This is a genomic window from Rhodanobacter sp. UC4451_H18 (assembly GCF_052978225.1).
This window is the reverse complement of sequence record NZ_CM129663.1, coordinates 676,122-696,655: the sequence shown is the minus strand read 5'-3', so window position 1 is coordinate 696,655 and position 20,534 is coordinate 676,122. Positions and strand designations below refer to the sequence as shown.

Here is a 20,534-nt window from a genome sequence, read left to right as displayed (position 1 = left end):
GAGACCAGCGTATGGTCCGCACACGGCGCTGACTCAGGGGTGAGGCACGGCCTGCACACGGGAAGGCAGCGTCTTCGCGGCTGCGGTGCCGCAAGGCGTGGAATCGTCGATCGCCTGCAAACCAACTTCAATCCACCAGGGGTCCCCACTCATGTCACGTTTCCGTCTTTTCTGCCGCGCCCTGGGCGTGAGCTTCGGCCTGGCTGCTGCCTGTGTGTCGTTGCCGGCTTTCGCGGGCGATCCGGTAGCGGTGACCTTCGCGGCCAACAGTGTCTGGGCGCAGGAAATCGGCAACCTCACGCATTCCGACAGCTCGCTCGATTACACGGTGGCGATCGCGGCGGGCAAGACGTTGCAGCTCAATCTCCTCACCCGCAATCCCAACGTGCGTTTCAGGGTGGAGGACCGGACCAACGACAAGCTGCTGCTGGATTCGCGCAAGACCGGTGAGTCCACCTGGACCTTGCCGAACGCGCCGGCTGCCACGTATGCGATCCATGTCTACATCGATCCCGCCGCGATACCATCCGGCGACACCGCCAAGTACGCGTTGCAGGTCGGGCAGTACGGGGCCGAAGACATGCAGGTGCCCACGAGCGCGGTGACATTCGAAGCCGGCAAGCCGTGGGCGCAACAGGCTGTGGTGTTGTCGCCCGGCGCCACCGCGCACAACTTCACCGTGGCCATCGCGGCGGGCATGACGGTGAAGATCAACCTCATTTCGGACAACCCTCGGCTGTATTTCAAGGTGACCGACCAGACCCACGACAAGGCGCTGGTCGACACGAGCACGACCGGAGCGAACACCTGGACCGAGTCGGTGGCGACGGCGACAAATTACGTGATCCAGGTGTATCTCGACCCGTCGGCGACGCCGTCCGGTCAAACCCGATTCGCCCTGCAGGTCGGGCAATACCCGTCAGCGAACACGCAGCCCGCCGGCGCGACTACGGCCGCGGCGGCTTCCACGCCATCGATGTGATTGCGTTCGAAGCGGCCGGCGGCCGCTCCGGGCGTGACAGAGCAAAATAAGGGGTCGGCGTGCGCTTTCGACACGCCGACCCCTTCTTTCATGGTGCGCCGCTGCGCTCAGTCCGTACCCGAGCGCAAACCGTCGAAATACGCGGCGATCTCTTCCGGAAACGCGTAGCGCTCCTCCGGTATGGGCGAGCCGGCGTCGATCAGCGCTTCCGCGCAGGCCAGCCAGTCGCCGCCGGGGGTGGTCTCGGCCCGGGACGCGAAGCTGAGCGTGCCGTAGACGTTGTCCTTGAAACCGTGGCGCTCGTCGTAGCGCGCGCCATGGGCGAGCAGGAAGCGTGCGAGCGATGCGTTGCCGCGGAATACCGCCCAGTTGAGCGCGCTGCCGTCGATGTCGCCGCCGCGCGTCGTGATCGGCCAGCCTGCCTCAACCATCACGCGCACTGCTTCCTCCTCGTTGCCGGCGGCCATTTCCGGCAGCAGGCGCAAGGCGGCCGACGGCAGTTTGCCGATGAGGCCCGGGTCGTCGGCCAGCATCGCCTGCACGTTGGCGCGATCGCCTCGCGCGCACGCGCCGAGGAAGGCGTCATGCGGGCGGTCGTCGGGCACTGCGCCGGCTTGCACCAGTTGCCGGGCCACTTCGACGAGGCCAAGGCTGCACGCCAGGCGATAGGCGGAGATGCCGTGCCCGTTGCTTGCCGAAGGATCGGCGCCGGCGTCGAGCAGCAGGCCGATGGTCGCGGGCGAGCGACGGCGGCGGATCGCGTGCAGCAAAGGGCTGCCGTCCGGGCCGGGCTCGTTCGGGTCGCCGCCGTGGGCGAGCAGCAGGCGCACCGTGTCGGGATGCTCATGGTCGAGCGCGCGGAACAGCGCGTTGCAGCCGGTCACGCGGGCACCGGCGTCGAGCAGCAGGCGGACAATCGTGCTGTCGGCGATCTCGGTGGCGTGGTAGAGCGATTCGTTGTCGTTGGGGTTGGCGCCGGCTTGCAGCAGTCGCCGCGTGAGTGCGATGTCGTGGTTGCGACCGGCGGCGCCGTACAGGACGCTGAGCGAATCGTGCGGCAGCTCCGGATCGGTCCATCGCGCATCCGGGTCCGCGCCGGCATCGAGCAGCAGGTCCGCGCAGGCACGAATGCCCGGCGCGCAGGCGGGCAGGGCGATCAGCCCGGAAAAGGTGGCGCAGGCGAGCGGCGGCATGCCATTGTCGGCGCGCGCCGTCGTGGCCCAGGCGGGATCGGCTGCGAGGGCGGCCTGCACCGTGGCGACGTCGCCGATGGCACAGGCAAGCGCGGGCGCGCCGACCAGCAGGTCCGCATGTTCGCGCAGCAGTCGCTCGGCCAGTGCGGGTTTGGCCGTCTGGTAGCCGTGGCCGAAGACCCAGTGCATCCACTGGCGTTTGCGCGCGTGCATGTCGACCGAGGCGGCCTGCAGCGCGACGTAATCCTTCAACTGCGACCACGAGCCGAAACCGTACTCGCGTGCGATGCAGGACTGCGCGTCGTGCAGGCGCAGTTCCATGGCGGCGATGGCGGCGTGATCGAGCCGGGCGGCGCCGGGCAGGGCAAGGCGAACGCGTTCGAGCGCGTCGGGATCGCCGTGGCGGACGTCCTCGAGCAGCCGCTTGGCCTGTTTCTTCAGATGGTCCAGATGCGGACGGGCGGGCAGGTTCTTCATGACAACCTCCATGCAATGAATGCCGAAGGTCCGCAATCCCGGCTGCATAAAGGTCGATGGTGGCCAGCGATGGACAAGTGGGTTGAACCCTTCCCGCGGACCCGGAGGCGGCTTGCGACGCCGGGGCGTGAGCATAGACCAGGAGGGAAGCGGGGCCAATCGCCAGGTAGCGTGGGTGTGGCACCCGGTTCGATGCGGGAATCAAACAGGGGCCGAGGCTGATCAAGTTCGATTGTCGTCCGCCACGGCAAGCCCCGCTGTTTCGTTGCACGTGCGTCAGGACCACTGCCCGTCCATGGGCTATCCGCCTGGACGTCACTCGGGCAGGGCTTGCCCCGATCCGCCAAGCTCGGCCGGGAAGTCTCTCAGCTTGGGCAAGCCGTCCTTCATCCGCAGCACGGTCTCGGCATAGTTCACGTGGACGGCGGGTACGAAGTCGAGATCCGGAATGGTGGCGGCGTAGACGTCGGTCAGGCCCAGCGTCGGATGGTCGGTCATCAGGTGCCCGCCGCATTGCTTGCAGAACTGGCGGTCGCTGGTTTCCGTCTTCTGGAAATGCCCGACGAATTCCGACCCCTTGGTTACCCTGACGCTGGCGGGTTTCCACAACGTGAATGCATTCACCGGTCCGGCCGACCAGGAGCGGCAGGAGCCGCAGTGGCAGTACCCCATTGCTTCGGGCGCGCCGGAGACCTCGATCTCCACGGCACCGCAGAAACAGCTACCCGTGTGCTTGTCTGTCATGTCGTTTCTCCAGCGTGTCGGTGGTGTTTCCCCTTGCCCTGATCGGGCGAATCATACGGCTGACGCGGCTCCGGGAGGGGCGAGGCAATCGAGTCGGCTCCCCCCGCTCGCCCGCTGCGGCTCTCTTCGGTGGCGAGGTGGCGTTGTCCTCACCGGAGCGTGCGCTGACTGATGCGACGGCGGAGGTTTTGGGAGGGCAGGACGATCATATCGTTTTTCATTGCGAATATATCGTTTTGCGATATATTGCGGTCACTAAACGATACGTGGAGAGCAGCGATGGGGGATTTTGCGGTGCTGGCGCTGCGCGCCGTGATTGCGATCGCGCTGGCGGGTTCCCTGGTGGTGCAGGGCGTGATCGCACCGTTGTTGTGGCATGACCTGGAATCGGCGCGCGCGGACGTGCGCATTCCGCTGGTGGTGATCGTCATCCTCGGCGTGTTGACGATGCAGGTGACTGCGGTCTGCATCTGGCGGTTGCTGACCATGGTCCGGCGCGGCACGGTGTTCTCGTCCGCGGCCTTCCGCTACGTCGACATCGTGATCGGAGCCATCGCGGCAGCCTCGGCGCTCACGTTCGGCATGGCGGTGGTGGCCGCGCACGCCAACCGCATCACGCCCGGCGACGAAATCGCCCCGGGCCTGATCGCCATGGTCTGCGGCGCATCGCTGGTGATCGCCGGCGTGGCGCTGATCGTGCTGGTGCTGCGGATGTTGCTGGCGCAGGCGGTCGCGCTGGATTCGCAGGCCAGGCAGCTCAAGTCCGAACTGGACGAGGTGATCTGATGGCCATCCTGGTGGACATCGATGTCATGCTGGCCCGCCGCAAGATGGCCGTCGGCACGCTGGCCGAGCACATCGGCATCACGCCCGCCAACCTGGCGGTGCTCAAGAACGGCCGTGCCAAGGCCGTGCGTTTCACCACCCTGGCTGCGTTGTGCGAGGTGCTGGAATGCCAGCCGGGCGATCTGCTGCGTTGGGAGCCCGACGACGCCGCCGGGACGTCGGTGCGCTGAAGAAGCGACACGGGCAATGTGCGTTCGTACTGCAGGAAAGGTCACGACGAATGGCCAGGTTGCCGGGACCAGGATTGAACGAAAGCGGTACGGCAGCTTCACGTTGTCGTGGAGGTGGTGTTCGTAGCATGGCCGGACTACTCCCGGGAGCATGTCATGGCCGATGAAAATGCCGGCAAGCAACTCGATCACGTGACTGACACGCTGGCGCAGCTCAAGGAGATGCGCCACTACGCCAGGAACAATGTGGAGCACCTGACGGCGATCTGGCTGTTGTTCGACGGTGAATTGTCGAAGCTGAAGCAGACCGACAAGATCGACGATCTGATGAACCGCCAGGGCCAACTCCATGATGCACTGGAGGCGGTGATTGCGGATCTGGAGGCATTGCAGCAGAAACTGCAGCCGCCACCGGAGGGCGCGGCAGGCTGAGGGCCAGTTTCGCGCCCCGGTCCGGTGCTTGCGTACCGGAGGGGTATTACCACAGCAACAATTAGGAGCTGCGTGCCTCCGGAGTACCGTCTGGAACCTTCACCACCGGTCGCGGCCTGAACGCCTTGCGGGAAGCCGGCTGGAAGCTGTGCACGTTGAGTTTCGACGGCAAGCTCACCCGGCGGGGACGGCAGTTGGATGGCTGCCTGGCACGGATGAGCTGAAGCGTCGGCCGCATGATCTGCAGCCTTCCCGGAGATCCTGTTCCGCCGAAGGCGCCGGGCGCCGAGGCGCCTCAACCGTCGGCGGCGTGCTTGCCGGTGAACACCGCCAGCTGCGCGGCGAACGCGCGCTTGTACGCGGGCCGCGCTTCACCGCGGGCGACATAGGCGGCGAGGTGCGGATATTCGGCGAGCATGCCGGATGGCTTCAGGCGCAGCAGCGTGTGGACCATCATGAGGTCGCCGGCGCTGAACGCGCCGTCGAGCCAGTCGGCATCGCCCAGCCGGACGGCGAGCTGGCCCAGCCGGTTGCGGATGCGATTCTTGATGAGCGGCAGCCGTTCTGCGGCCCATGGCTTGTCGCCTTCCAGGAACCTGGCGGTCTGCAGATCGAGGATCGGCGGCTCCACCGTGTTGAGTGCGGCAAACATCCACATGATGGCGCGCGCCCGGGCATTCACGTCGTTGGGCAACAGACCGGCGTGGTGTTGCGCGAGGTGGAGCACGATCGCGCCCGACTCGAACAATGTCAGCTCGCCTTCCTCGTAGGTGGGGATCTGCCCGAACGGATGCAGCGCCAGGTGGGCAGGCTGCTTCATAGTGCCGAACGAGACGAGGCGGACCTGGCAGGCTTGGCCCACTTCCTCGAGTGCCCAGCGCACGCGCATGTCGCGCGCGAGGCCCTGCCCGCGATCCGGCGAGCTTTCAAAAGCGGTGATGGTGGGGATCACGGCGAGACTCCGGGTGGATACGCGATGTCATGTCGGGTGGCGGCAGCGCTCGGTTCGCTGCGCAGGCGGTGGGGGCCAGCGCCGGCGGTTGAAACGCATCAGCCGCGCCGGGCCGCCTCGATCGCGGCGATGTCGATCTTGGTCATGTCCATCATCGCGTTGAACGCGCGCCGGGCGACGGCGGGGTCGGGGTCGCTGATCGCCGCCATCAGTGCGCGCGGGGTGATTTGCCACGACAGGCCCCACTTGTCCTTGCACCAGCCGCAGGCGCTGGGCTGGCCGCCGTTGTCGATGATCGCGTTCCACAGGCGGTCGGTTTCAGCCTGGTCGTCGGTCGCCACCTGGAACGAGAACGACTCGTTGTGCCGGAAGGTCGGGCCACCGTTCAGGCCCAGGCACGGGATGCCCATGACCGTGAACTCGACCGTCAGCACGTCGCCTTCCTTGCCGGAGGGATAGTCGCCTGGCGCCCGATGAATGGCGCCGACGGTGGTGTCGGGGAAGGTCTTGGCGTAGAAGGTGGCGGCCTCCAGGGCGGCGCCGTCGTACCACAGGCAGATCGAGTTCTTGCTGGTCATGCGTGTTCTCCGGGTTGTGGGCGGCGTGGCTTGCATGATCTGCGACGAACGAGTGGCGGGCAGATCGACATCCCGCTATTCCGCCATGCGCGGCTGGCGACATCAGGCCATGTGCGTCGATGTGCCGTGGCAAACTGCACGGACTGCGGCCGGTTGCGGCCCGACGAGTGCGAGGTCGATCGTTTTGCATCCGGACGTTGTGTCATGAACAGTCATCTGGAGACGGTGGCGTTTCCGCTCGGTCGCCGGGCGCGGCAATGGTTTGCCGAGCAGCAGTTCGACGCGGCGCGGGAGGCGCTGGAATCGCTGCTTCGGCAGGTCCCCGCCAACCCGTTCGTGCAGATGGATCTTGCGGCGGTGCTGCTGCGCTGTGGTCGCCTGGGCGACGCCGCGATCTTGATGCTCGATGTCGCGCAATCCGACGATCCGCAGCCGTCGCTGGACATCCAGTTGGCGCGCGGGCTTTCCGCTGCCGGCGAGGTCGTCGCGGCGCGATCCTGCCTGGATCGGCTGGAGCGGGCCGCGGATCTGCCGGCCATGCTGCTGGCCGAACAGGCCCATTTGCGCTGGGGCATGCGGGACATCCCCGCCGCGCGACGGATGATCGATCGCGCGGTCGCCGCAGGTGTCGACGCGCCGCGCGAACTCCATCTCCAGGCCATGCTGCGGCAGTTCGCCGGCGAAACCGACGAAGCGGGCCGCCTCCTGGATGCCTGCCTGGATCGCTGGCCTGCCTTCGGCGATGCGGCGCTGGCGCGGGCCAACCTGCGTACGCAGACGGCGCAAACCCACCACCTCGATTTTCTGCGCCTGCAGCTGCAGCGGCTCCCGGCCGACGCCGGAGCTCCCGCGCAACTGGCCAATCGCGCCGCGTTCGAGGCGGCCGTGTTCAAGGAACTGGACGACCTGGGACGATACGATGAGGCATGGCCAGCGCTGCAGCGATGCAATGCGCTGATGCACCGGGTCAGGCCGTACGATGCGCAGGGCGAGACCGCGGTGGTGGACGCCTTGATCCGGGTTGCCGGTTCGCTGGGAAGGTCGGCGGCGCCGGGCGCGCAGCAGGAAGAAGGGCCGCAGCCGATCTTCATCGTCGGCATGCCGCGCTCCGGAACGACGCTGCTCGACCGCATGCTGTCCAGTCATTCGCAGGTGGCCTCGGCCGGCGAGATCATGGATTTCCCGCAACAGTTGCGCCGGGTCGCCGGGGTGGTCCCGCATGGCGCGGCAGGCACGCTGGCCGCGATCGAGCGCGGTGCGGAGCTGAACCTGGTCGATCTCGGTGCGCGCTATCTCGCGCAGACGCGCTGGCGGGCACCGGGGTCTCGCTACTTCATCGACAAACTGCCGACCAACATACGCATGGTCGCCCACATCCGCCGCGCGTTGCCGCATGCGCGCATCGTGCACGTGGTGCGCGATCCGCTGGAGGTGTGCTTCTCGAACCTGAGCATGATGTTCGGGAACCGGGCGGCGTACAGCTACGACCAGCGTGCCATGGTTCATTACTACGGCCAGTACCGCCGCCTGGCGCGGCATTGGCAAACCACGATGCCCGATTCCATGATCGAAGTGGCCTATGCGGATCTCGTCCGCGAGCCGGGCGTCGCCTTGCGCAAGGTTCTCGACCATTGTGGCCTCGCGATGGAGGAAGCCTGCCTCCACCCGGAGCGGAACGCGGCGCCGGTGGCCACGCCCAGCGCCGCCCAGGTTCGCGAGCCGATCCACGGCCGGGGCAGCGGCCGCTGGCGCCCTTACGCGTCGCACCTGGACGTGTTGCGCGGGGCGGTGCTCGACATGGCGTGAGCTGCTGTGGCGCGGCGCGTATCGCGTCGCGAAGACGGGGCGGTGTTTCGAGGGCCTCGTGCGGCGCTTCGCGGCCTGCGCTTTTGCGACGCAGCCCGGCTTTCCGCCACGTGCTACTGGCGGCGCTTGGAGATGTACATCGCGCGGTCGGCGTGCGCCAGCAGCGCCTCGGCGTCGGTGCCGTCGCGGGGGTAGCAGGCGATGCCGATGCTGGCGTCGGGGCGGAACGGGCCGTCGGGCAGGGTGCAGGGCAAGCCGAGGCGGGCGCGCAGGTCGTCGGCGATGGTGCGGGCGGCCCGGCTGTCGCGGCAACCCGGCAGCAGCGCCACGAACTCGTCGCCGCCGACGCGCGCCACCAGGTCGCCCTGGCGCAGGCCCTGTTGCAGCCGCTGACCCACTTCGCGCAGCACGCGATCGCCGGTTGCGTGGCCGGCGCGGTCGTTGACTGCCTTGAATCCGTCGAGGTCGAGGTAGAGCACGGCCAGGCCAGAGCCGGTTTCCGCCGCGTTGGCGATGGCGTACTGCAGTTCGACGTGCAGGCGGTGACGGTTGGGCAGGCCGGTCAGCAGGTCGTGGGTGGCGCGATGTTCCAGTTCGCGCTCGTTGCGGCGCAGCTCGGTGACTTCGTGGGCCACGCCGATGCGCACGCCGTACTCCGGCAGCCAGCGTGCCGACCACTGGATGTCCACGCTGTGGCCGTCGCGGTGGATGTAGCGGTTGCGGAAGTGGCGTTGCAGTTCGCCGGCCATGACCTGTCCGGCTTGCCGCAAGGTGGCCTCGCGGTCTTCCGGATGCACCAGTTCGAAAATGCGCCGGCCGAGCACCTCGGCTGGTGCGTAGCCGAGTATCCGTTCGAAGCTCGCGTTGACGTAAAGCAGGCGTCCCTCCGCATCGACCACGCAGACCGCATCGGGCATCAGGTCCAGCACTTCGGCGAGCGGGGGAAGCTTGGCAATCATGGAGTGGCGTGCGGTCTTCGGGCATTACCGGTTGGCTTGCAGTATGGCCAACCGGGCAGGCCGAGGCTACCCGTCGAACCGCCGGGAGCGGAAGGCGCGGGTTCGGCGGCACTCAGCCTGGCAGGCTGACCACCGGCACGAAGCCGCCGAAGATCATCCGCTTGCCGTCGAACGGGCAGTTGGCGGCTGCCTCCATGCGCGGGTCCTTCATGATCTTCTCCATGCCGGCGTCGCGGGTGGGCTTGTCGGGCCACTCGATCCAGGAGAACGCCACCGCTTCGTCCGGCTTCGCCTGCACCGCGCGACGGAAATCGGTGAGCTTGCCGTCAGGCACGTCGTCACCCCAGCACTCCACGACGCGGAGGGCGCCGACCTCAAGGAAGATCGCGTCATAGGTGCGGGCGTGGGCGATGAACTGCGCGCGATTGGCCTCGGGTACGGCGATCACGAAACCGTCGATGTAGGACATGAGCGGACTCCTGCGGAGGACACGGCCGGGATGGCCGGTCTGCCATCGTGCGACGAACGAGCGGGCGCGGAATCGACGCCTGCGGCGAAGCGGGCCGATACAATCGGCGGACCACTTGCGACCGGGCAGCACGAGCATGCGCAGTTTCGACGATCTCCACGACGGGCACTGGCAGGCCGCGCTGCTGGACGCCTCGTATGGCAACGTGCGGCTGGTGTTCTCGCGCGCCGGCGCCGGCGAGATCCGTCAACTCGCCCTGCCGGCGGAGAACCTGCGCGTGGCCGAGGACGAGCTGGCCACGATGGACGATGCCCGGTTGCGCCAGCTGCTGGGCGAGTCCGAGCCGTGGGCGTAGCGCACGAGACGGCTCGATGCCGGGATGTCGAACCCTGCACTTTTTTTGCGGGCGGTTTGCCGGTACGGTTGGCGTTCGAGGGGGACAGGGCATGCTGATGCGGGCGGTAGAACCTGGGAAGGGGATGCGGCGGCGATTCTTGTCGCGGCCCGGCACGCTGGCCGTGGCGGCACTGTTCTTGTTGGCTTTCATTCTGTCCGAGGGGTGCGCCATGGGGTTGTCCAGTCCGCTGGTGCTGTTTTCCGAGGTGCATGGCACGGTGCTGAGCGGCGGCAAGCCGGTGCAGGGCGCCGAGCTGGTGCAGGAAGTGGTGTGGTCGGACAACAAGAACGACGTGCCGCCCGCACACACGCTCAGCGATGCGCAAGGCCGCTTCCACTTTCCGGTGGTGGAGCATCGCCCCGGCGTGCTGCGCGCGGTGCCGCACCAGCCGGTGGTGCTGCAGAAGATCACCATTCGCCACGAAGGCCGCGACTACACCGCCTGGCGGCACACCCGGAATTCCTACGAGCCGAATGCGGAGCTCGACGGCAAGCCGCTCAACCTGGAATGCGAGCTGACCCGCGCGCCCGATTTCGAGGGCACGCACTACGGTATCTGCAAGGCGATCTGAGCCGGAAGCTCAGTTGACTGGAAGCAAGCGGGGAGGGATGGGGATGTCGAATGACCTTTCACCGGCGCAGGCCGCCGAGATTGCGGACAGTGCGTACGCGTTGCGCCTGTCCACCGACATGGTGGATGCGGCGACCGCCGCGCCGACGGCGCGCGAGTCGTTCGACCTGCTGGGCGGCACGCGGCTGACCGGTTCGACCGGCCTGGGCAGCTCGCCGATCAGCCAGCGCACCGGCTTCGGCTACGTGGCGCGCGGCAGGAACGCGCGCGAACGCGAGCGCCTGGTCTCGATCCGCGGCACCTTCAAGACCAGCGCCTACGACTGGCTCAGCAACCTGCGCATGGCCGGCGTCACCGGCCCCAGCGGTTACATCGTGCACGCCGGTTTCTGGGCGGCGGCGCAGACCTTGCTGCCGCAGATCCGCCAGGCGATCGGTTCGCCGGCCGAGGTATCCACGATCCACGTGGTGGGCCACAGCCTCGGTGGCGCGATCGCCACGCTGGTGGCCGACAGCCTCGGCGACCTCGGCTGCAAGCTGCAGCTGTACACCTTCGGCGCGCCCCGCGCCGGGTTGGAGCCGCATGCGCAATACCTCACCCGGCGCCTGGGCGCCGATGCGATCCACCGCGTGTACCACGACACCGACCTGGTGCCGATGGTGCCGGTCTACCCGTACAGCCACGTGCCCTGGCGCGACACTGCCTACCGCATGAAGGGCCCGGGCAAGCTGGTGTCCATCGAGGCGCACTTGATGCCGCAATATCGCCGCTCGGTCGGCGACGCCGCCTGGCGGGCGCTGCCGGTGCTGCAGGAAGGGCCGGACAGCTTCGAGCAGGCCGAAGCCTGGCTGGGCATGGCCGCCGCGGTCGGCGGACCAGGCATGATGCTGTCGGCGACCGCGCTGCGTTGGATCCTCCGCGCGCTGGACTGGATACTCTCCGCGCTGGGCCACGGCGCAGGCCTGGCGGTGCTGGGTGGCGCCACCATCCTGGACACGCTGGCGCGGCTGCTCTACTCCGGCGCGCTGCAGTCGCTGCGACTGGCGGCGATGATCCGCAACCTCATCACCGCGATCATGCGTTTCATGGGCCGCGCCGTGGCAGCCACGGTCAACATCACCGTGGCCTTTGTGGAGTACGTGCTGGGCATGCTGTTTCGCGTGGTGTCCACGATGGCCCGGCAGGCAGTGGACGTGCTGCTGCGCTGAAGCGGTCAGCGGAGGTGGGCGAACAGCATCGCGATATAGGCGCCCACCAGCGTGGCACTGAAGACCACCAGCGCCTTGTGCAGCCACTCGCGCGAAGTCCACGCGCCCAGCAGGGAGCCGGCAATGAAAATCAGCTGGAAGCCTGCATCCAGCGTCCGGGGCAGGGCGCCGTGGAGCATCCAGCTCTTGCCGAGGCTGATCACCAGCAAAAGCACCAGCAAGGTATAGAACCAGCGGTGGTTGGCGTAGTAATGCCGGCGCAGGTCGACCGGTTCACCCGCAGTGATGTCCGGCAGGACCAGCCCGGCCAGCAGGTACAACGGCACGGTTTGCGCCAGCAGCACGGAGAAGCCGAGGAAACTCCAGTCCTGGCGCAGGCGCAGGTTGTACATGGCCCACCAGACTTGCACGTCGAGTACCAGCAGCAAGATGGCCCACGCCAGCGAAGGCCAGTACATCGTCGCGCTGGAGCGCGCCAGCATCAGGCCGCGCAGACCCTGCAACACCTGGGTGATCGCCAGGCCCACGATGATCGAGAGCAAAACGGACAGGTAGCTGAAAGCATCCATGTTCGATCCGGGCCGGTGTGGATTTGCGCAAACGCACTTTGCCCGAGCAGCTCGGCTCGCGCCAGCGATCAGCCGGCTTGCCCGGTTTCTCCGCCGCGATGCGGCAGCTTCCAGTCCGGCCGGATGAAGTGGCAGGTGTAGCCGCCGGGGTAATGCTGCAGGTAGTCCTGGTGCTCGGGTTCGGCCTCCCAGAAATCGCCGGCGGGGGCGAGTTCGGTCACTACCTTGCCCGGCCACAGGCCACTGGCCTCGACATCGGCGATGGTGTCGAGGGCCACCTGCCGCTGCGCCTCGCTGGTATGGAAGATCGCCGAGCGATAGCTGCTGCCGCGGTCGTTGCCCTGGCGATTCGGCGTGGTCGGGTCGTGGATCTGGAAGAAGAACTCCAGCAGCCGGCGATAGCTGATCCGCGCGGGATCGAAGATGATCTCGATCGCCTCGGCGTGGTTGCCGTGATGACGGTAGGTGGCGTTCGGCACGTCCCCACCGGAATAGCCCACGCGGGTGGACAGCACGCCGGGCTGCCGGCGGATCAATTCCTGCATGCCCCAGAAGCAGCCACCGGCCAGGAGCGCGCGTTCGCTGGTGGGGTTCATGCGTCGTCCCTCGCGTGGTCGAACAGGTGGAGAAACTCGCCGTAGCCCTCTTTCTCCAGCTGTTCCAGCGGAATGAAGCGCAGCGAGGCAGAGTTGATGCAGTAGCGCAAGCCGCCGCTGGCGCGCGGGCCGTCGGGGAAGACGTGGCCCAGGTGGCTGTCGCCGTCGCGCGAGCGCACCTCGGTGCGGAGCATGCCGTGGCTGGTGTCGTGCTTCTCCACCACGCGCTCGCCCTGCACGGGGCGGGTAAAGCTGGGCCAGCCGCAGCTGCTGTCGAACTTGTCCAGCGAGCTGAACAGCGGTTCGCCGGAAACGATGTCGACGTACAGGCCGGGCGCGGCGTGCGCGTTGTAGAGATTGTCGAACGGGCGCTCGGTGGCGGCCTCCTGGGTGACCCGGTATTGCTCGGGCGTGAGCCGGGCTAGCGCTTCGGCGGTCTTGCGGTATTTCGACATGGGAGCCTCCGGGGATGGTCGACCTGCACGCTGGCGAGCAGCGGGCGTTGCTGACTACATGGGGTTCGTCGGAGGCGTGCCAAGGTTACTCCCCGGCGATCAGATGACGGCCAGTGGTTCGGCGTCCAGCACGAACGCCAGGGCATCGCTGCAACGCGCGTCGACCTTCAGGCTGAGCAGCGCATCGGCGCGCGTGCGGCCGAGCGTCACCGCCGCCACCGGCTTGCCGGCCCTCGCCGCGGCCTGCACGAAACGGTAGCCGGAATAGACCATCAGCGAGGAGCCGACCACCAGCACGCCACCCGATGCGTCGAGCGCCTGCGTGGCCGCTTCCACGCGCCCGCGCGGCACGCCCTCGCCGAAGAACACCACGTCCGGCTTCACGATGCTGCCGCAGCGAGGGCACGGCGGCACGGCGAAGCGGGTGAAGTCCTGGCCGTCTAGGTCCGCGTCGCCGTCGGGGGCGATGGTGGCGTCGAGGTGTTGCCAGGCCGGGTTGCGTTCGACCAGCTGCTGCTGGAATGCATCGCGCGGCAGGCGCCAGTCGCAGGCCATGCAGCGCACTTCGTCGAGCCTGCCGTGCAGGTCGACCACGCGCTCGCTGCCGGCGCGCTGGTGCAGGCGATCGACGTTCTGGGTGACCAGCAGCTCGATGTGCCCGCGCCGCTCCAGTTGCGCCAGGGCCAGGTGCGCAGGATTCGGGCGCGCTTGCCCGAAGTGCGGCCAGCCGATCAGGCTGCGCGCCCAGTAGCGTTGGCGCGTGGCGTGTTCGTGCATGAAGGCCTGCAGCGTCACCGGCGGGGGGCGCTTCCACTCGCCCTCGCGGTCGCGGTAGTCGGGAATGCCGGAGTCGGTACTGACACCGGCGCCGGTCAGCACGAACAACCGCGGGTGGGTCTCGATGAATTGCTGCAGCGGAGTCATGTCTTGCGAGCCGGGTGACGCGCCGAAAGCGACCGCCCGAGCATAGCCGCCCCGCGGCGCTTGCCGCGGGTGCCCTCAGTGATGGTCAGGCTGCCACCGCCTCGGGTTCGACCGCCGCCGCCACGGGGCTGCGGATGATGTGGTCGAACGCGCTCAGCGCGGCGGTGGAACCGGCGCCCATCGCGATCACGATCTGCTTGTACGGCACCGTGGTGGCGTCGCCGGCGGCGAACACGCCGGGCACGGAGGTCTGGCCGCGTTCGTCGATGACGATCTCGCCGCGGGGCGAGAGTTCCAGCGTGCCCTTCAGCCACTCGGTGTTCGGCAGCAGGCCGATCTGCACGAAGATGCCTTCCAGTTCGAGCGTGTGCATCTCATCGCTGACGCGGTCCTTGTAGACCAGCGCGCTGACCTTCTGTCCGTCGCCCAGCACCTCGGTGGTGAGCGCGCTGACGATGATGTCCACATTGGGCAGGCTGCGCAGCTTGCGTTGCAGGACGTCATCCGCGCGCAGCTTGCTGTCGAACTCGATCAACGTGACGTGGCTGACGACGCCGGCCAGGTCGATCGCCGCCTCGACGCCGGAGTTGCCGCCGCCGATCACCGCCACGCGCTTGCCCTTGAACAGCGGGCCGTCGCAGTGCGGGCAGTAGGCCACGCCCTTGTTGCGATACTGGTCCTCGCCGGGCACGCCCATCTGCCGCCAGCGCGCGCCGGTGGCCAGGATCACCGTCTTCGACTTCAGCGTGGCGCCATTGGCCAGTTGCACCTCGACCAGACCGCCGGGTGCGGTCGCGGGCACCAGCTTCTCGGCGCGTTGCAGGTTCATGAGATCGACGTCGTAGTTCTTGACGTGTTGCTCCAGCGCCGCGCCCATTTTCGGGCCTTCGGTGTAGTCGACCGAGACGAAGTTCTCGATCGCCATGGTGTCCAGCACCTGGCCACCGAAGCGCTCGGCCGCCACGCCGGTGCGGATGCCCTTGCGCGCGGCGTAGATTGCCGCTGCGGCACCGGCCGGTCCGCCACCCACCACGAGCACGTCGAACGCTTCCTTGGTCTTGATCTTCTCCGCTTCGCGGGCGCTGGAGCCGGTGTCGATCCTGGCCAGGATCTGCTCCAGGCTCATGCGGCCCTGGTCGAACAGCTCGCCGTTGAGGAACACGGTGGGCACCGACATCACCTGGCGCGTTTCGACCTCGTCCTGGTACAGCGCGCCGTCAATGGCGACGTGCTGGATGTTCGGATTGAGCACGCTCATCAGGTTCAGCGCCTGCACCACGTCGGGGCAGTTCTGGCAGGAGAGCGAGAAATAGGTCTCGAACCTGTATTCGCCATCGAGGCTGCGCACCTGCTCGATCAGCTCGGCCGCCGCCTTGGACGGATGTCCGCCGACCTGCAGCAGGGCCAGCACGAGCGAGGTGAATTCGTGGCCCATCGGGATGCCGGCGAAGCGCACGCCGATGTCGGTGCCAACGCGGTTGATCGCGAACGAGGGTTTGCGTGCTTCGCTGTCGTCGCGGCGCAGGCTGATCTTGTCCGACAACGTCGCGATCTCCCGCAGCAACTCGTCCAGCTCGCGCGACTTGGCGCCGTCATCCAGCGCTGCGACCAGCTCGATCGGTTGCGTCAGCTTTTCCAGGTAGGACTTCAGTTGGGTCTTGAGGGCTTCGTCGAGCATGGCGAACACTCCGAAACGGATAAGGGGGATGCGGGAGGCTTGTGGCAGCGGCCGGCGCCATGGGGAGGGCCGACCTGACGGAGGGAGGGGCAGGCCGGACGCAGGCCGCTGGCACAAGCATCCTGTGCGGAGCCCGGGCGCACCGCGGCGCCCGGGTCCGTGACATCGTTGCAGCGAAAACTCAGATCTTGCCGACCAGGTCCAGCGACGGCGCGAGGGTCTTCTCGCCTTCCTTCCACTTGGCCGGGCAGACCTCGTTCGGATGGGCGGCGACGTACTGCGCGGCCTTGACCTTGCGCAGCAGTTCGGACGCGTCGCGGCCGATGCCGCCAGCGGTGATCTCGACGATCTGGATCTTGCCCGCGGGATCGATCACGAAGGTGCCGCGATCGGCGATGCCGTCGGCCTCGATCAGCACGTCGAAGTTGCGCGAGATCTGGTGGGTGGGGTCGCCGACCATGGTGTAGTTGATCTTCTTCACCGCGTCGGAGGTGTCGTGCCACGCCTTGTGCGCGAAATGGGTGTCGGTGGAGACCGAGTAGATCTCGACGCCCAGCTTCTGGAATTCGGCGTAGTTGTCGGCCAGGTCCTCCAGCTCGGTCGGGCAGACGAAGGTGAAGTCGGCCGGATAGAAGAACACCACCGACCACTTGCCCTTCAGGTCGGCTTCGCTGACTTCGATGAACTTGCCGGCCTTGAGGGCCTGGGCCTTGAACGGTTTCACTTCGGTGTTGATCAGGGACATCTGCTTGGCTTCCCGTGGTGGTTGGACAACGAAAGGAATGCTACGAGCCCGTCGCCAATTTATCTAATTGATTGTTGGCATGGGTTTGATTGGCTGTAGCTATCGGATTGACGGTACTGTGCAGATGCGGGCGAAGCAGCCGGCTTCAAGCCCTTCGAGCCGCAGCGGACGGGCTTACGGGCCCGTCGTCGCGAAACGGTCGCGCAGCTGGTTGTCCACCACCGTGGCGGTAACGATGTCGCTGCCCACGTTCACCGTGGTGCGCATCATGTCGAGCACGCGATCGACGCCGATGATGATGCCGATGCCCTCGGGCGGGATGCCGAAGGTGGCCAGCAGGCCGGCGATCATCGGCAGCGACCCGCCGGGAATGCCGGCCACGGCCACCGCGCTCAGCACCGACAACAGCATCAGGATGGCCTGGTGGGTCAGGCTGAGTTCCACGCCGAACGCCTGCGCCACGAACAGCACCACGCAGCCCTCGAACAGGGCAGTGCCGCTCATGTTCATGGTCGCGCCCAGCGGCAGCACGAAGCCGGCGGTGCTGGGGTTTAGCTTCAGTTCCTCCTGCGCCACCGCCAGCGAAGCGGGCAGGCAGGCGTTGCTGGAGCTGGTGGAGAAGGCGGTGATCAGCAGGGCGCGAATCTGCCGGAAGTACACCAGCGGCGAGCGCTTCGCCAGGAAGCGCAGCCACAGCGACATGGTGCCGAACAGGTGCAGCGCCAGTGCCACGGTGCAGCCGATCACGAATACCGACAGCGCCAGCAGTACATCCACGCCGACCTTGACGATCACGCTGTAGATCATCGCCGGCACCGCGTACGGCGCCAGCTCCAGCGCAAAGCCGACGATCCTGGTCATCAGGTCGGTGATGGTGTCCAGCGCCACCTGCACGCGCTTGCGCTCCTTCTCGCGCAACTGGGTGGCGGCGGCGCCTACCAGGATTGCGAACAGGATCAGCGGCAGCACGTCGCCGAGCGCATTGCGGCTGGGACCGGCCACCGCGCCGACCAGGTTGCGCGGCATGAACATCTCCACCAGCGTGCCGAAGCTCATGCTCGGCTGGGCCGCCCTGGTGTCGATCGTCTTCTGCGCACTGCTGCCGTACTCCTGCATCAGCTGGGCGCGCGCCTGCTCGTCCAGGTGATGGCCGGGCTGCACGGTGTTCATCATCACCAGGCCGATCGCCACGGCGATGCCCATGTTGAGGAAGAACAGCAGGAACGTACGTCCGGCGAGCGGGCCGAGCCGGTCCAGCCGGCCGAGCTGGGCCACGCCCGAGGCCAGCGAGCTGAACACCAGCGGGATCACCACGAAGAACAGCATGCGCAGGAAGATCTGCCCGAACGGGTCGAACACGGCCCCGGAAATCTTCTGCATCAACGCCAGGGTGGGCGGATGCCACTGGCCGATGCCGAGCGTGACCACGGCGGCAACCACGCCGATCACCAGGCCCCAGAGGATGCGTTTCGCGAGAGGAGTCGATGTGCTCATCGGACCGAATGTACGGGGCCGTGGCGGATTCGTCACGCGAGAAATTGCGATCGGCTGCCGGGCTGGTGCCCGCGGCCGGCGCGGGGGTGCCAGAAGGTCCAATCCCGGCCGTTGGCGCGGTGGGCTAAAATGGGCGTTTTCAAGGGAGGCCACATGACAAAGTCAGCATCCCCGGGTGCCCGTTTTCGCGCAGCCGTCGCCGCCGAGCAGCCGCTGCAGGTCATGGGCGCGATCACCGCCTACGCCGGCCTGATGGCCAAACGCGTGGGCTACCAGGCGCTGTATCTGTCCGGCGGCGGCGTGGCCGCCAATTCGCTGGGCATGCCGGACCTGGGCATCTCGACGATGGAGGACGTGCTCACCGACGCGCGCCGCATCGTCGATGCCACCGGCCTGCCGCTGCTGGTCGACATCGATACGGGCTGGGGCGGGGCGTTCAACATTGCGCGCACGATCCGCTCGTTCGAGCGCGTCGGCGTGGCGGCGGTGCACATGGAGGACCAGGTCGGCCAGAAGCGTTGCGGTCACCGTCCGGGCAAGGAAGTGGTGTCGAAGGACGAGATGGTCGATCGGGTGAAGGCCGCGGTCGATGCACGTACCGATCCGGGCTTCGTGATCATGGCGCGCACCGACGCGGCTGCGGTAGAGGGCATCGATTCCGCGATCGAGCGCGCGGTGGCCTATGTCGAGGCCGGCGCCGACATGATCTTCCCCGAGGCGATGAAGACGCTGGCCGACTACCGCCAGTTCAAGGCGGCGGTGAAGGTGCCGATCCTGGCCAATCTCACCGAGTTCGGCTCCACCCCGTTCTTCACCACCGACGAACTGCGCGACGCCGGCGTGGACATCGCGCTCTACTGCTGCGGTGCGTACCGGGCGATGAACAAGGCGGCGCTGAACTTCTACGAGACCGTGCGCCGCGAAGGCACGCAGAAGAACATCATTGGCACCCTGCAGACGCGCGAGGAGCTGTACGACTTCCTCGGCTACCACGCCTACGAGGACAAACTCGACGCGCTGTTCTCGCAGAAAGGCTGACCACCATTACGGTAGGCGCCCGCGAGCAGGCTCCTGCAGGAATCGAAAGCACCAACCCGCACCCTGGAGATTTCCGATGAGCGAACAAGTCCTGCCCAAGGCCAAGAAATCCGTCGCCCTGTCCGGCGTGGCCGCGGGCAACACCGCGCTGTGCACGGTCGGCCGCAGCGGCAATGACCTGCACTACCGCGGCTACGACATCCACGACCTGGCCGCCAAGGGCTGCTTCGAGGAAGTCGCCTACCTGCTGGTGCACGGCGTGCTGCCGAACTGGACCGAGCTGCAGAACTACAAGGCCAAGCTGAAGCGCCTGCGCGGCCTGCCGGCACCGGTCAAGGCCGCGATGGAACTGCTTCCCGCATCGACCCACCCGATGGACGTACTGCGCACCGGCTGCTCGGTGCTCGGCACCGTGCTGCCGGAGAAGGACGACCACAACGTCACCGGCGCGCGCGACATCGCCGATCGCCTGATGGCCAGCTTCGGCTCGATGCTGCTGTACTGGTACCACTTCAGCCACAACGGCAAGCGCATCGAGGCCGAAACCGACGACGAATCGATCGCCGCGCACTTCCTGCACCTGCTGCACGGCCGCAAGCCGAGCGAGCTGCACGCGCAGGCGCTGGACAAGTCGCTGGTGCTGTACGCCGAGCACGAGTTCAACGCCAGCACGTTCAGTGCCCGCGTCATCGCCGGCACCGGCTCGGACCTGTACTCGGCGATCACCGGCGCGATCGGCGCGCTGCGCGGTCCCAAACACGGCGGCGCGAACGAGGTGGCGATGGAGATCATCGCGCGCTACCGCAACGCCAATGATGCGGAAGCCGACATCCGTGCCCGCGTCGAGAAGAAGGAAATCATCATCGGCTTCGGCCACCCGGTCTACACCGTGTCCGACCCGCGCAACGAGATCATCAAGGAGATCTCGCGCAAGCTGTGCACCGATGGCGGCAACCCGACCCTGTTCGACGTCTCCGAACGCATCGAGAAGGTGATGGGCGAGCTGAAGAAGATGTTCCCCAACCTCGACTGGTTCTCGGCCAGCACCTACCACATGATGGGCGTGCCGACCGCCATGTTCACGCCGCTGTTCGTGATCGCGCGCACCGCCGGCTGGAGCGCGCACGTGATCGAGCAGCGTCAGGACGGCAAGATCATCCGCCCCAGCGCGAACTACACCGGGCCGGAAGACCTGGCCTACGTGCCGATCGACAAGCGCTAGGAAGCAGCAGGCAAGGTGGCGGGGAGCCAA

23 protein-coding genes are annotated in these 20,534 nt (G+C 67.2%); 10 read left to right on the top strand and 13 right to left on the bottom strand.

Annotation, left to right across the window (positions count from 1 at the left end):
- Positions 1–187: 187 nt before the first annotated feature.
- A complete protein-coding gene (locus ACVCMG_RS03415) occupies positions 188–982 on the top strand; it encodes a hypothetical protein (RefSeq protein ID WP_447114869.1) in 795 nt (264 codons plus the stop codon).
- 107 nt (positions 983–1,089) lie between these two features.
- Here the strand turns inward: ACVCMG_RS03415 and ACVCMG_RS03410 are convergent, their stop codons facing one another.
- Entirely contained in the window at positions 1,090–2,811 is a 1,722-nt protein-coding gene (locus ACVCMG_RS03410) for an ankyrin repeat domain-containing protein (RefSeq protein WP_447114868.1), read from the bottom strand.
- Between the two features lie 156 nt (positions 2,812–2,967).
- Positions 2,968–3,396: a GFA family protein gene (locus ACVCMG_RS03405; RefSeq protein WP_395118041.1), complete on the bottom strand. Its 429-nt coding sequence runs from the start codon at positions 3,394–3,396 to the stop codon at positions 2,968–2,970.
- 279 nt (positions 3,397–3,675) lie between these two features.
- Here ACVCMG_RS03405 and ACVCMG_RS03400 point away from each other — a divergent pair, with 279 nt between their 5' ends.
- The 3 genes from ACVCMG_RS03400 (at position 3,676) to ACVCMG_RS03390 (ending at position 4,844) form a co-directional block, all read left to right on the top strand.
- Entirely contained in the window at positions 3,676–4,182 is a 507-nt protein-coding gene (locus ACVCMG_RS03400) for a DUF2975 domain-containing protein (protein WP_395118043.1), read from the top strand.
- Entirely contained in the window at positions 4,182–4,412 is a 231-nt protein-coding gene (locus ACVCMG_RS03395; protein WP_395118045.1) for a helix-turn-helix domain-containing protein, read from the top strand. The genes ACVCMG_RS03400 and ACVCMG_RS03395 overlap by 1 nt, the downstream gene beginning before the upstream one ends.
- A gap of 156 nt (positions 4,413–4,568) precedes the next feature.
- Entirely contained in the window at positions 4,569–4,844 is a 276-nt protein-coding gene (locus ACVCMG_RS03390; RefSeq protein WP_447100495.1) for a hypothetical protein, read from the top strand.
- Positions 4,845–5,139: 295 nt separating this feature from the next.
- On the opposite strand, the gene ACVCMG_RS03385 is transcribed toward ACVCMG_RS03390, so the two are convergent.
- Positions 5,140–5,796 carry a glutathione S-transferase family protein gene (locus ACVCMG_RS03385; RefSeq protein ID WP_447114867.1) on the bottom strand — a complete coding sequence of 219 codons (657 nt, stop codon included), beginning with the start codon at positions 5,794–5,796 and terminating at the stop codon, positions 5,140–5,142.
- 98 nt (positions 5,797–5,894) lie between these two features.
- Complete coding sequence (locus ACVCMG_RS03380) at positions 5,895–6,374, bottom strand: VOC family protein (protein ID WP_395118051.1); 480 nt, start codon at positions 6,372–6,374, stop codon at positions 5,895–5,897.
- Positions 6,375–6,578: 204 nt separating this feature from the next.
- Between ACVCMG_RS03380 and ACVCMG_RS03375 the strand changes: the two genes are divergently transcribed.
- Positions 6,579–8,180 carry a tetratricopeptide repeat-containing sulfotransferase family protein gene (locus tag ACVCMG_RS03375; protein WP_447114866.1) on the top strand — a complete coding sequence of 534 codons (1,602 nt, stop codon included), beginning with the start codon at positions 6,579–6,581 and terminating at the stop codon, positions 8,178–8,180.
- Positions 8,181–8,293: 113 nt separating this feature from the next.
- Here the strand turns inward: ACVCMG_RS03375 and ACVCMG_RS03370 are convergent, their stop codons facing one another.
- On the bottom strand, positions 8,294–9,139 hold the full coding sequence (locus tag ACVCMG_RS03370; protein WP_395118054.1) for a diguanylate cyclase domain-containing protein: 846 nt from the start codon (positions 9,137–9,139) through the stop codon (positions 8,294–8,296).
- A gap of 112 nt (positions 9,140–9,251) precedes the next feature.
- The gene (locus ACVCMG_RS03365) at positions 9,252–9,608 is read right to left on the bottom strand and encodes a DUF1428 domain-containing protein (protein ID WP_395118056.1); all 357 of its coding nucleotides are present in this window, start codon (positions 9,606–9,608) and stop codon (positions 9,252–9,254) included.
- A gap of 136 nt (positions 9,609–9,744) precedes the next feature.
- Here ACVCMG_RS03365 and ACVCMG_RS03360 point away from each other — a divergent pair, with 136 nt between their 5' ends.
- The 3 genes from ACVCMG_RS03360 (at position 9,745) to ACVCMG_RS03350 (ending at position 11,783) form a co-directional block, all read left to right on the top strand.
- Positions 9,745–9,963 carry a hypothetical protein gene (locus ACVCMG_RS03360; protein ID WP_395118058.1) on the top strand — a complete coding sequence of 73 codons (219 nt, stop codon included), beginning with the start codon at positions 9,745–9,747 and terminating at the stop codon, positions 9,961–9,963.
- 211 nt (positions 9,964–10,174) lie between these two features.
- Positions 10,175–10,576 (top strand): DUF6795 domain-containing protein, encoded by a 402-nt coding sequence (locus tag ACVCMG_RS03355; protein ID WP_395118060.1) that lies wholly within the window; start codon positions 10,175–10,177, stop codon positions 10,574–10,576.
- 43 nt (positions 10,577–10,619) lie between these two features.
- Positions 10,620–11,783, top strand: coding sequence for a lipase family protein (locus ACVCMG_RS03350; RefSeq protein WP_447106003.1), 1,164 nt, complete (start codon positions 10,620–10,622; stop codon positions 11,781–11,783).
- A gap of 5 nt (positions 11,784–11,788) precedes the next feature.
- On the opposite strand, the gene ACVCMG_RS03345 is transcribed toward ACVCMG_RS03350, so the two are convergent.
- The 7 genes from ACVCMG_RS03345 to ACVCMG_RS03315 form a co-directional block, all read right to left on the bottom strand.
- The gene (locus ACVCMG_RS03345) at positions 11,789–12,352 is read right to left on the bottom strand and encodes a hypothetical protein (protein WP_447114865.1); all 564 of its coding nucleotides are present in this window, start codon (positions 12,350–12,352) and stop codon (positions 11,789–11,791) included.
- A gap of 68 nt (positions 12,353–12,420) precedes the next feature.
- Positions 12,421–12,948 carry a peptide-methionine (S)-S-oxide reductase MsrA gene (msrA, locus tag ACVCMG_RS03340; protein ID WP_395118066.1) on the bottom strand — a complete coding sequence of 176 codons (528 nt, stop codon included), beginning with the start codon at positions 12,946–12,948 and terminating at the stop codon, positions 12,421–12,423.
- Positions 12,945–13,403 carry a peptide-methionine (R)-S-oxide reductase MsrB gene (gene msrB, locus ACVCMG_RS03335; protein WP_395118068.1) on the bottom strand — a complete coding sequence of 153 codons (459 nt, stop codon included), beginning with the start codon at positions 13,401–13,403 and terminating at the stop codon, positions 12,945–12,947. The genes msrA and msrB overlap by 4 nt, the downstream gene beginning before the upstream one ends.
- A 99-nt stretch (positions 13,404–13,502) precedes the next feature.
- On the bottom strand, positions 13,503–14,327 hold the full coding sequence (locus ACVCMG_RS03330; RefSeq protein WP_395118070.1) for an NAD-dependent protein deacetylase: 825 nt from the start codon (positions 14,325–14,327) through the stop codon (positions 13,503–13,505).
- Positions 14,328–14,412: 85 nt separating this feature from the next.
- Positions 14,413–16,005, bottom strand: coding sequence for an alkyl hydroperoxide reductase subunit F (gene ahpF / locus ACVCMG_RS03325; RefSeq protein WP_447106006.1), 1,593 nt, complete (start codon positions 16,003–16,005; stop codon positions 14,413–14,415).
- 181 nt (positions 16,006–16,186) lie between these two features.
- On the bottom strand, positions 16,187–16,750 hold the full coding sequence (ahpC, locus tag ACVCMG_RS03320) for an alkyl hydroperoxide reductase subunit C (protein WP_395118074.1): 564 nt from the start codon (positions 16,748–16,750) through the stop codon (positions 16,187–16,189).
- 174 nt (positions 16,751–16,924) lie between these two features.
- Positions 16,925–18,244, bottom strand: a complete 1,320-nt coding sequence (locus ACVCMG_RS03315; RefSeq protein WP_447099072.1) for a dicarboxylate/amino acid:cation symporter — start codon at positions 18,242–18,244, stop codon at positions 16,925–16,927.
- A 153-nt stretch (positions 18,245–18,397) separates the two neighbouring features.
- Here ACVCMG_RS03315 and prpB point away from each other — a divergent pair, with 153 nt between their 5' ends.
- Together prpB and prpC are read left to right on the top strand one after the other, a co-directional pair.
- Positions 18,398–19,282, top strand: coding sequence for a methylisocitrate lyase (gene prpB, locus ACVCMG_RS03310; protein WP_447114864.1), 885 nt, complete (start codon positions 18,398–18,400; stop codon positions 19,280–19,282).
- A gap of 76 nt (positions 19,283–19,358) precedes the next feature.
- Positions 19,359–20,504 (top strand): bifunctional 2-methylcitrate synthase/citrate synthase, encoded by a 1,146-nt coding sequence (prpC, locus tag ACVCMG_RS03305; RefSeq protein WP_395118080.1) that lies wholly within the window; start codon positions 19,359–19,361, stop codon positions 20,502–20,504.
- Positions 20,505–20,534: the final 30 nt, after the last annotated feature.

Bases quoted from the DNA above. Each gene is read 5' to 3' on its own strand.
- ACVCMG_RS03390 (WP_447100495.1), top strand. From the start codon at position 4,569: ATGGCCGATGAAAATGCCGGCAAGCAACTCGATCACGTGACTGACACG.
- ACVCMG_RS03395 (WP_395118045.1), top strand. From the start codon at position 4,182: ATGGCCATCCTGGTGGACATCGATGTCATGCTGGCCCGCCGCAAGATG.
- prpB (WP_447114864.1), top strand. From the start codon at position 18,398: ATGACAAAGTCAGCATCCCCGGGTGCCCGTTTTCGCGCAGCCGTCGCC.
- ACVCMG_RS03380 (WP_395118051.1), bottom strand. From the start codon at position 6,374: ATGACCAGCAAGAACTCGATCTGCCTGTGGTACGACGGCGCCGCCCTG.
- msrA (WP_395118066.1), bottom strand. From the start codon at position 12,948: ATGAACCCCACCAGCGAACGCGCGCTCCTGGCCGGTGGCTGCTTCTGG.
- msrB (WP_395118068.1), bottom strand. From the start codon at position 13,403: ATGTCGAAATACCGCAAGACCGCCGAAGCGCTAGCCCGGCTCACGCCC.
- ahpC (WP_395118074.1), bottom strand. From the start codon at position 16,750: ATGTCCCTGATCAACACCGAAGTGAAACCGTTCAAGGCCCAGGCCCTC.
- ACVCMG_RS03330 (WP_395118070.1), bottom strand. From the start codon at position 14,327: ATGACTCCGCTGCAGCAATTCATCGAGACCCACCCGCGGTTGTTCGTG.
- ACVCMG_RS03370 (WP_395118054.1), bottom strand. From the start codon at position 9,139: ATGATTGCCAAGCTTCCCCCGCTCGCCGAAGTGCTGGACCTGATGCCC.
- ACVCMG_RS03405 (WP_395118041.1), bottom strand. From the start codon at position 3,396: ATGACAGACAAGCACACGGGTAGCTGTTTCTGCGGTGCCGTGGAGATC.
- ACVCMG_RS03360 (WP_395118058.1), top strand. From the start codon at position 9,745: ATGCGCAGTTTCGACGATCTCCACGACGGGCACTGGCAGGCCGCGCTG.
- ACVCMG_RS03365 (WP_395118056.1), bottom strand. From the start codon at position 9,608: ATGTCCTACATCGACGGTTTCGTGATCGCCGTACCCGAGGCCAATCGC.
- ACVCMG_RS03400 (WP_395118043.1), top strand. From the start codon at position 3,676: ATGGGGGATTTTGCGGTGCTGGCGCTGCGCGCCGTGATTGCGATCGCG.
- ACVCMG_RS03355 (WP_395118060.1), top strand. From the start codon at position 10,175: ATGGGGTTGTCCAGTCCGCTGGTGCTGTTTTCCGAGGTGCATGGCACG.
- ACVCMG_RS03375 (WP_447114866.1), top strand. From the start codon at position 6,579: ATGAACAGTCATCTGGAGACGGTGGCGTTTCCGCTCGGTCGCCGGGCG.
- ACVCMG_RS03350 (WP_447106003.1), top strand. From the start codon at position 10,620: ATGTCGAATGACCTTTCACCGGCGCAGGCCGCCGAGATTGCGGACAGT.
- ACVCMG_RS03345 (WP_447114865.1), bottom strand. From the start codon at position 12,352: ATGGATGCTTTCAGCTACCTGTCCGTTTTGCTCTCGATCATCGTGGGC.
- ahpF (WP_447106006.1), bottom strand. From the start codon at position 16,005: ATGCTCGACGAAGCCCTCAAGACCCAACTGAAGTCCTACCTGGAAAAG.
- prpC (WP_395118080.1), top strand. From the start codon at position 19,359: ATGAGCGAACAAGTCCTGCCCAAGGCCAAGAAATCCGTCGCCCTGTCC.
- ACVCMG_RS03315 (WP_447099072.1), bottom strand. From the start codon at position 18,244: ATGAGCACATCGACTCCTCTCGCGAAACGCATCCTCTGGGGCCTGGTG.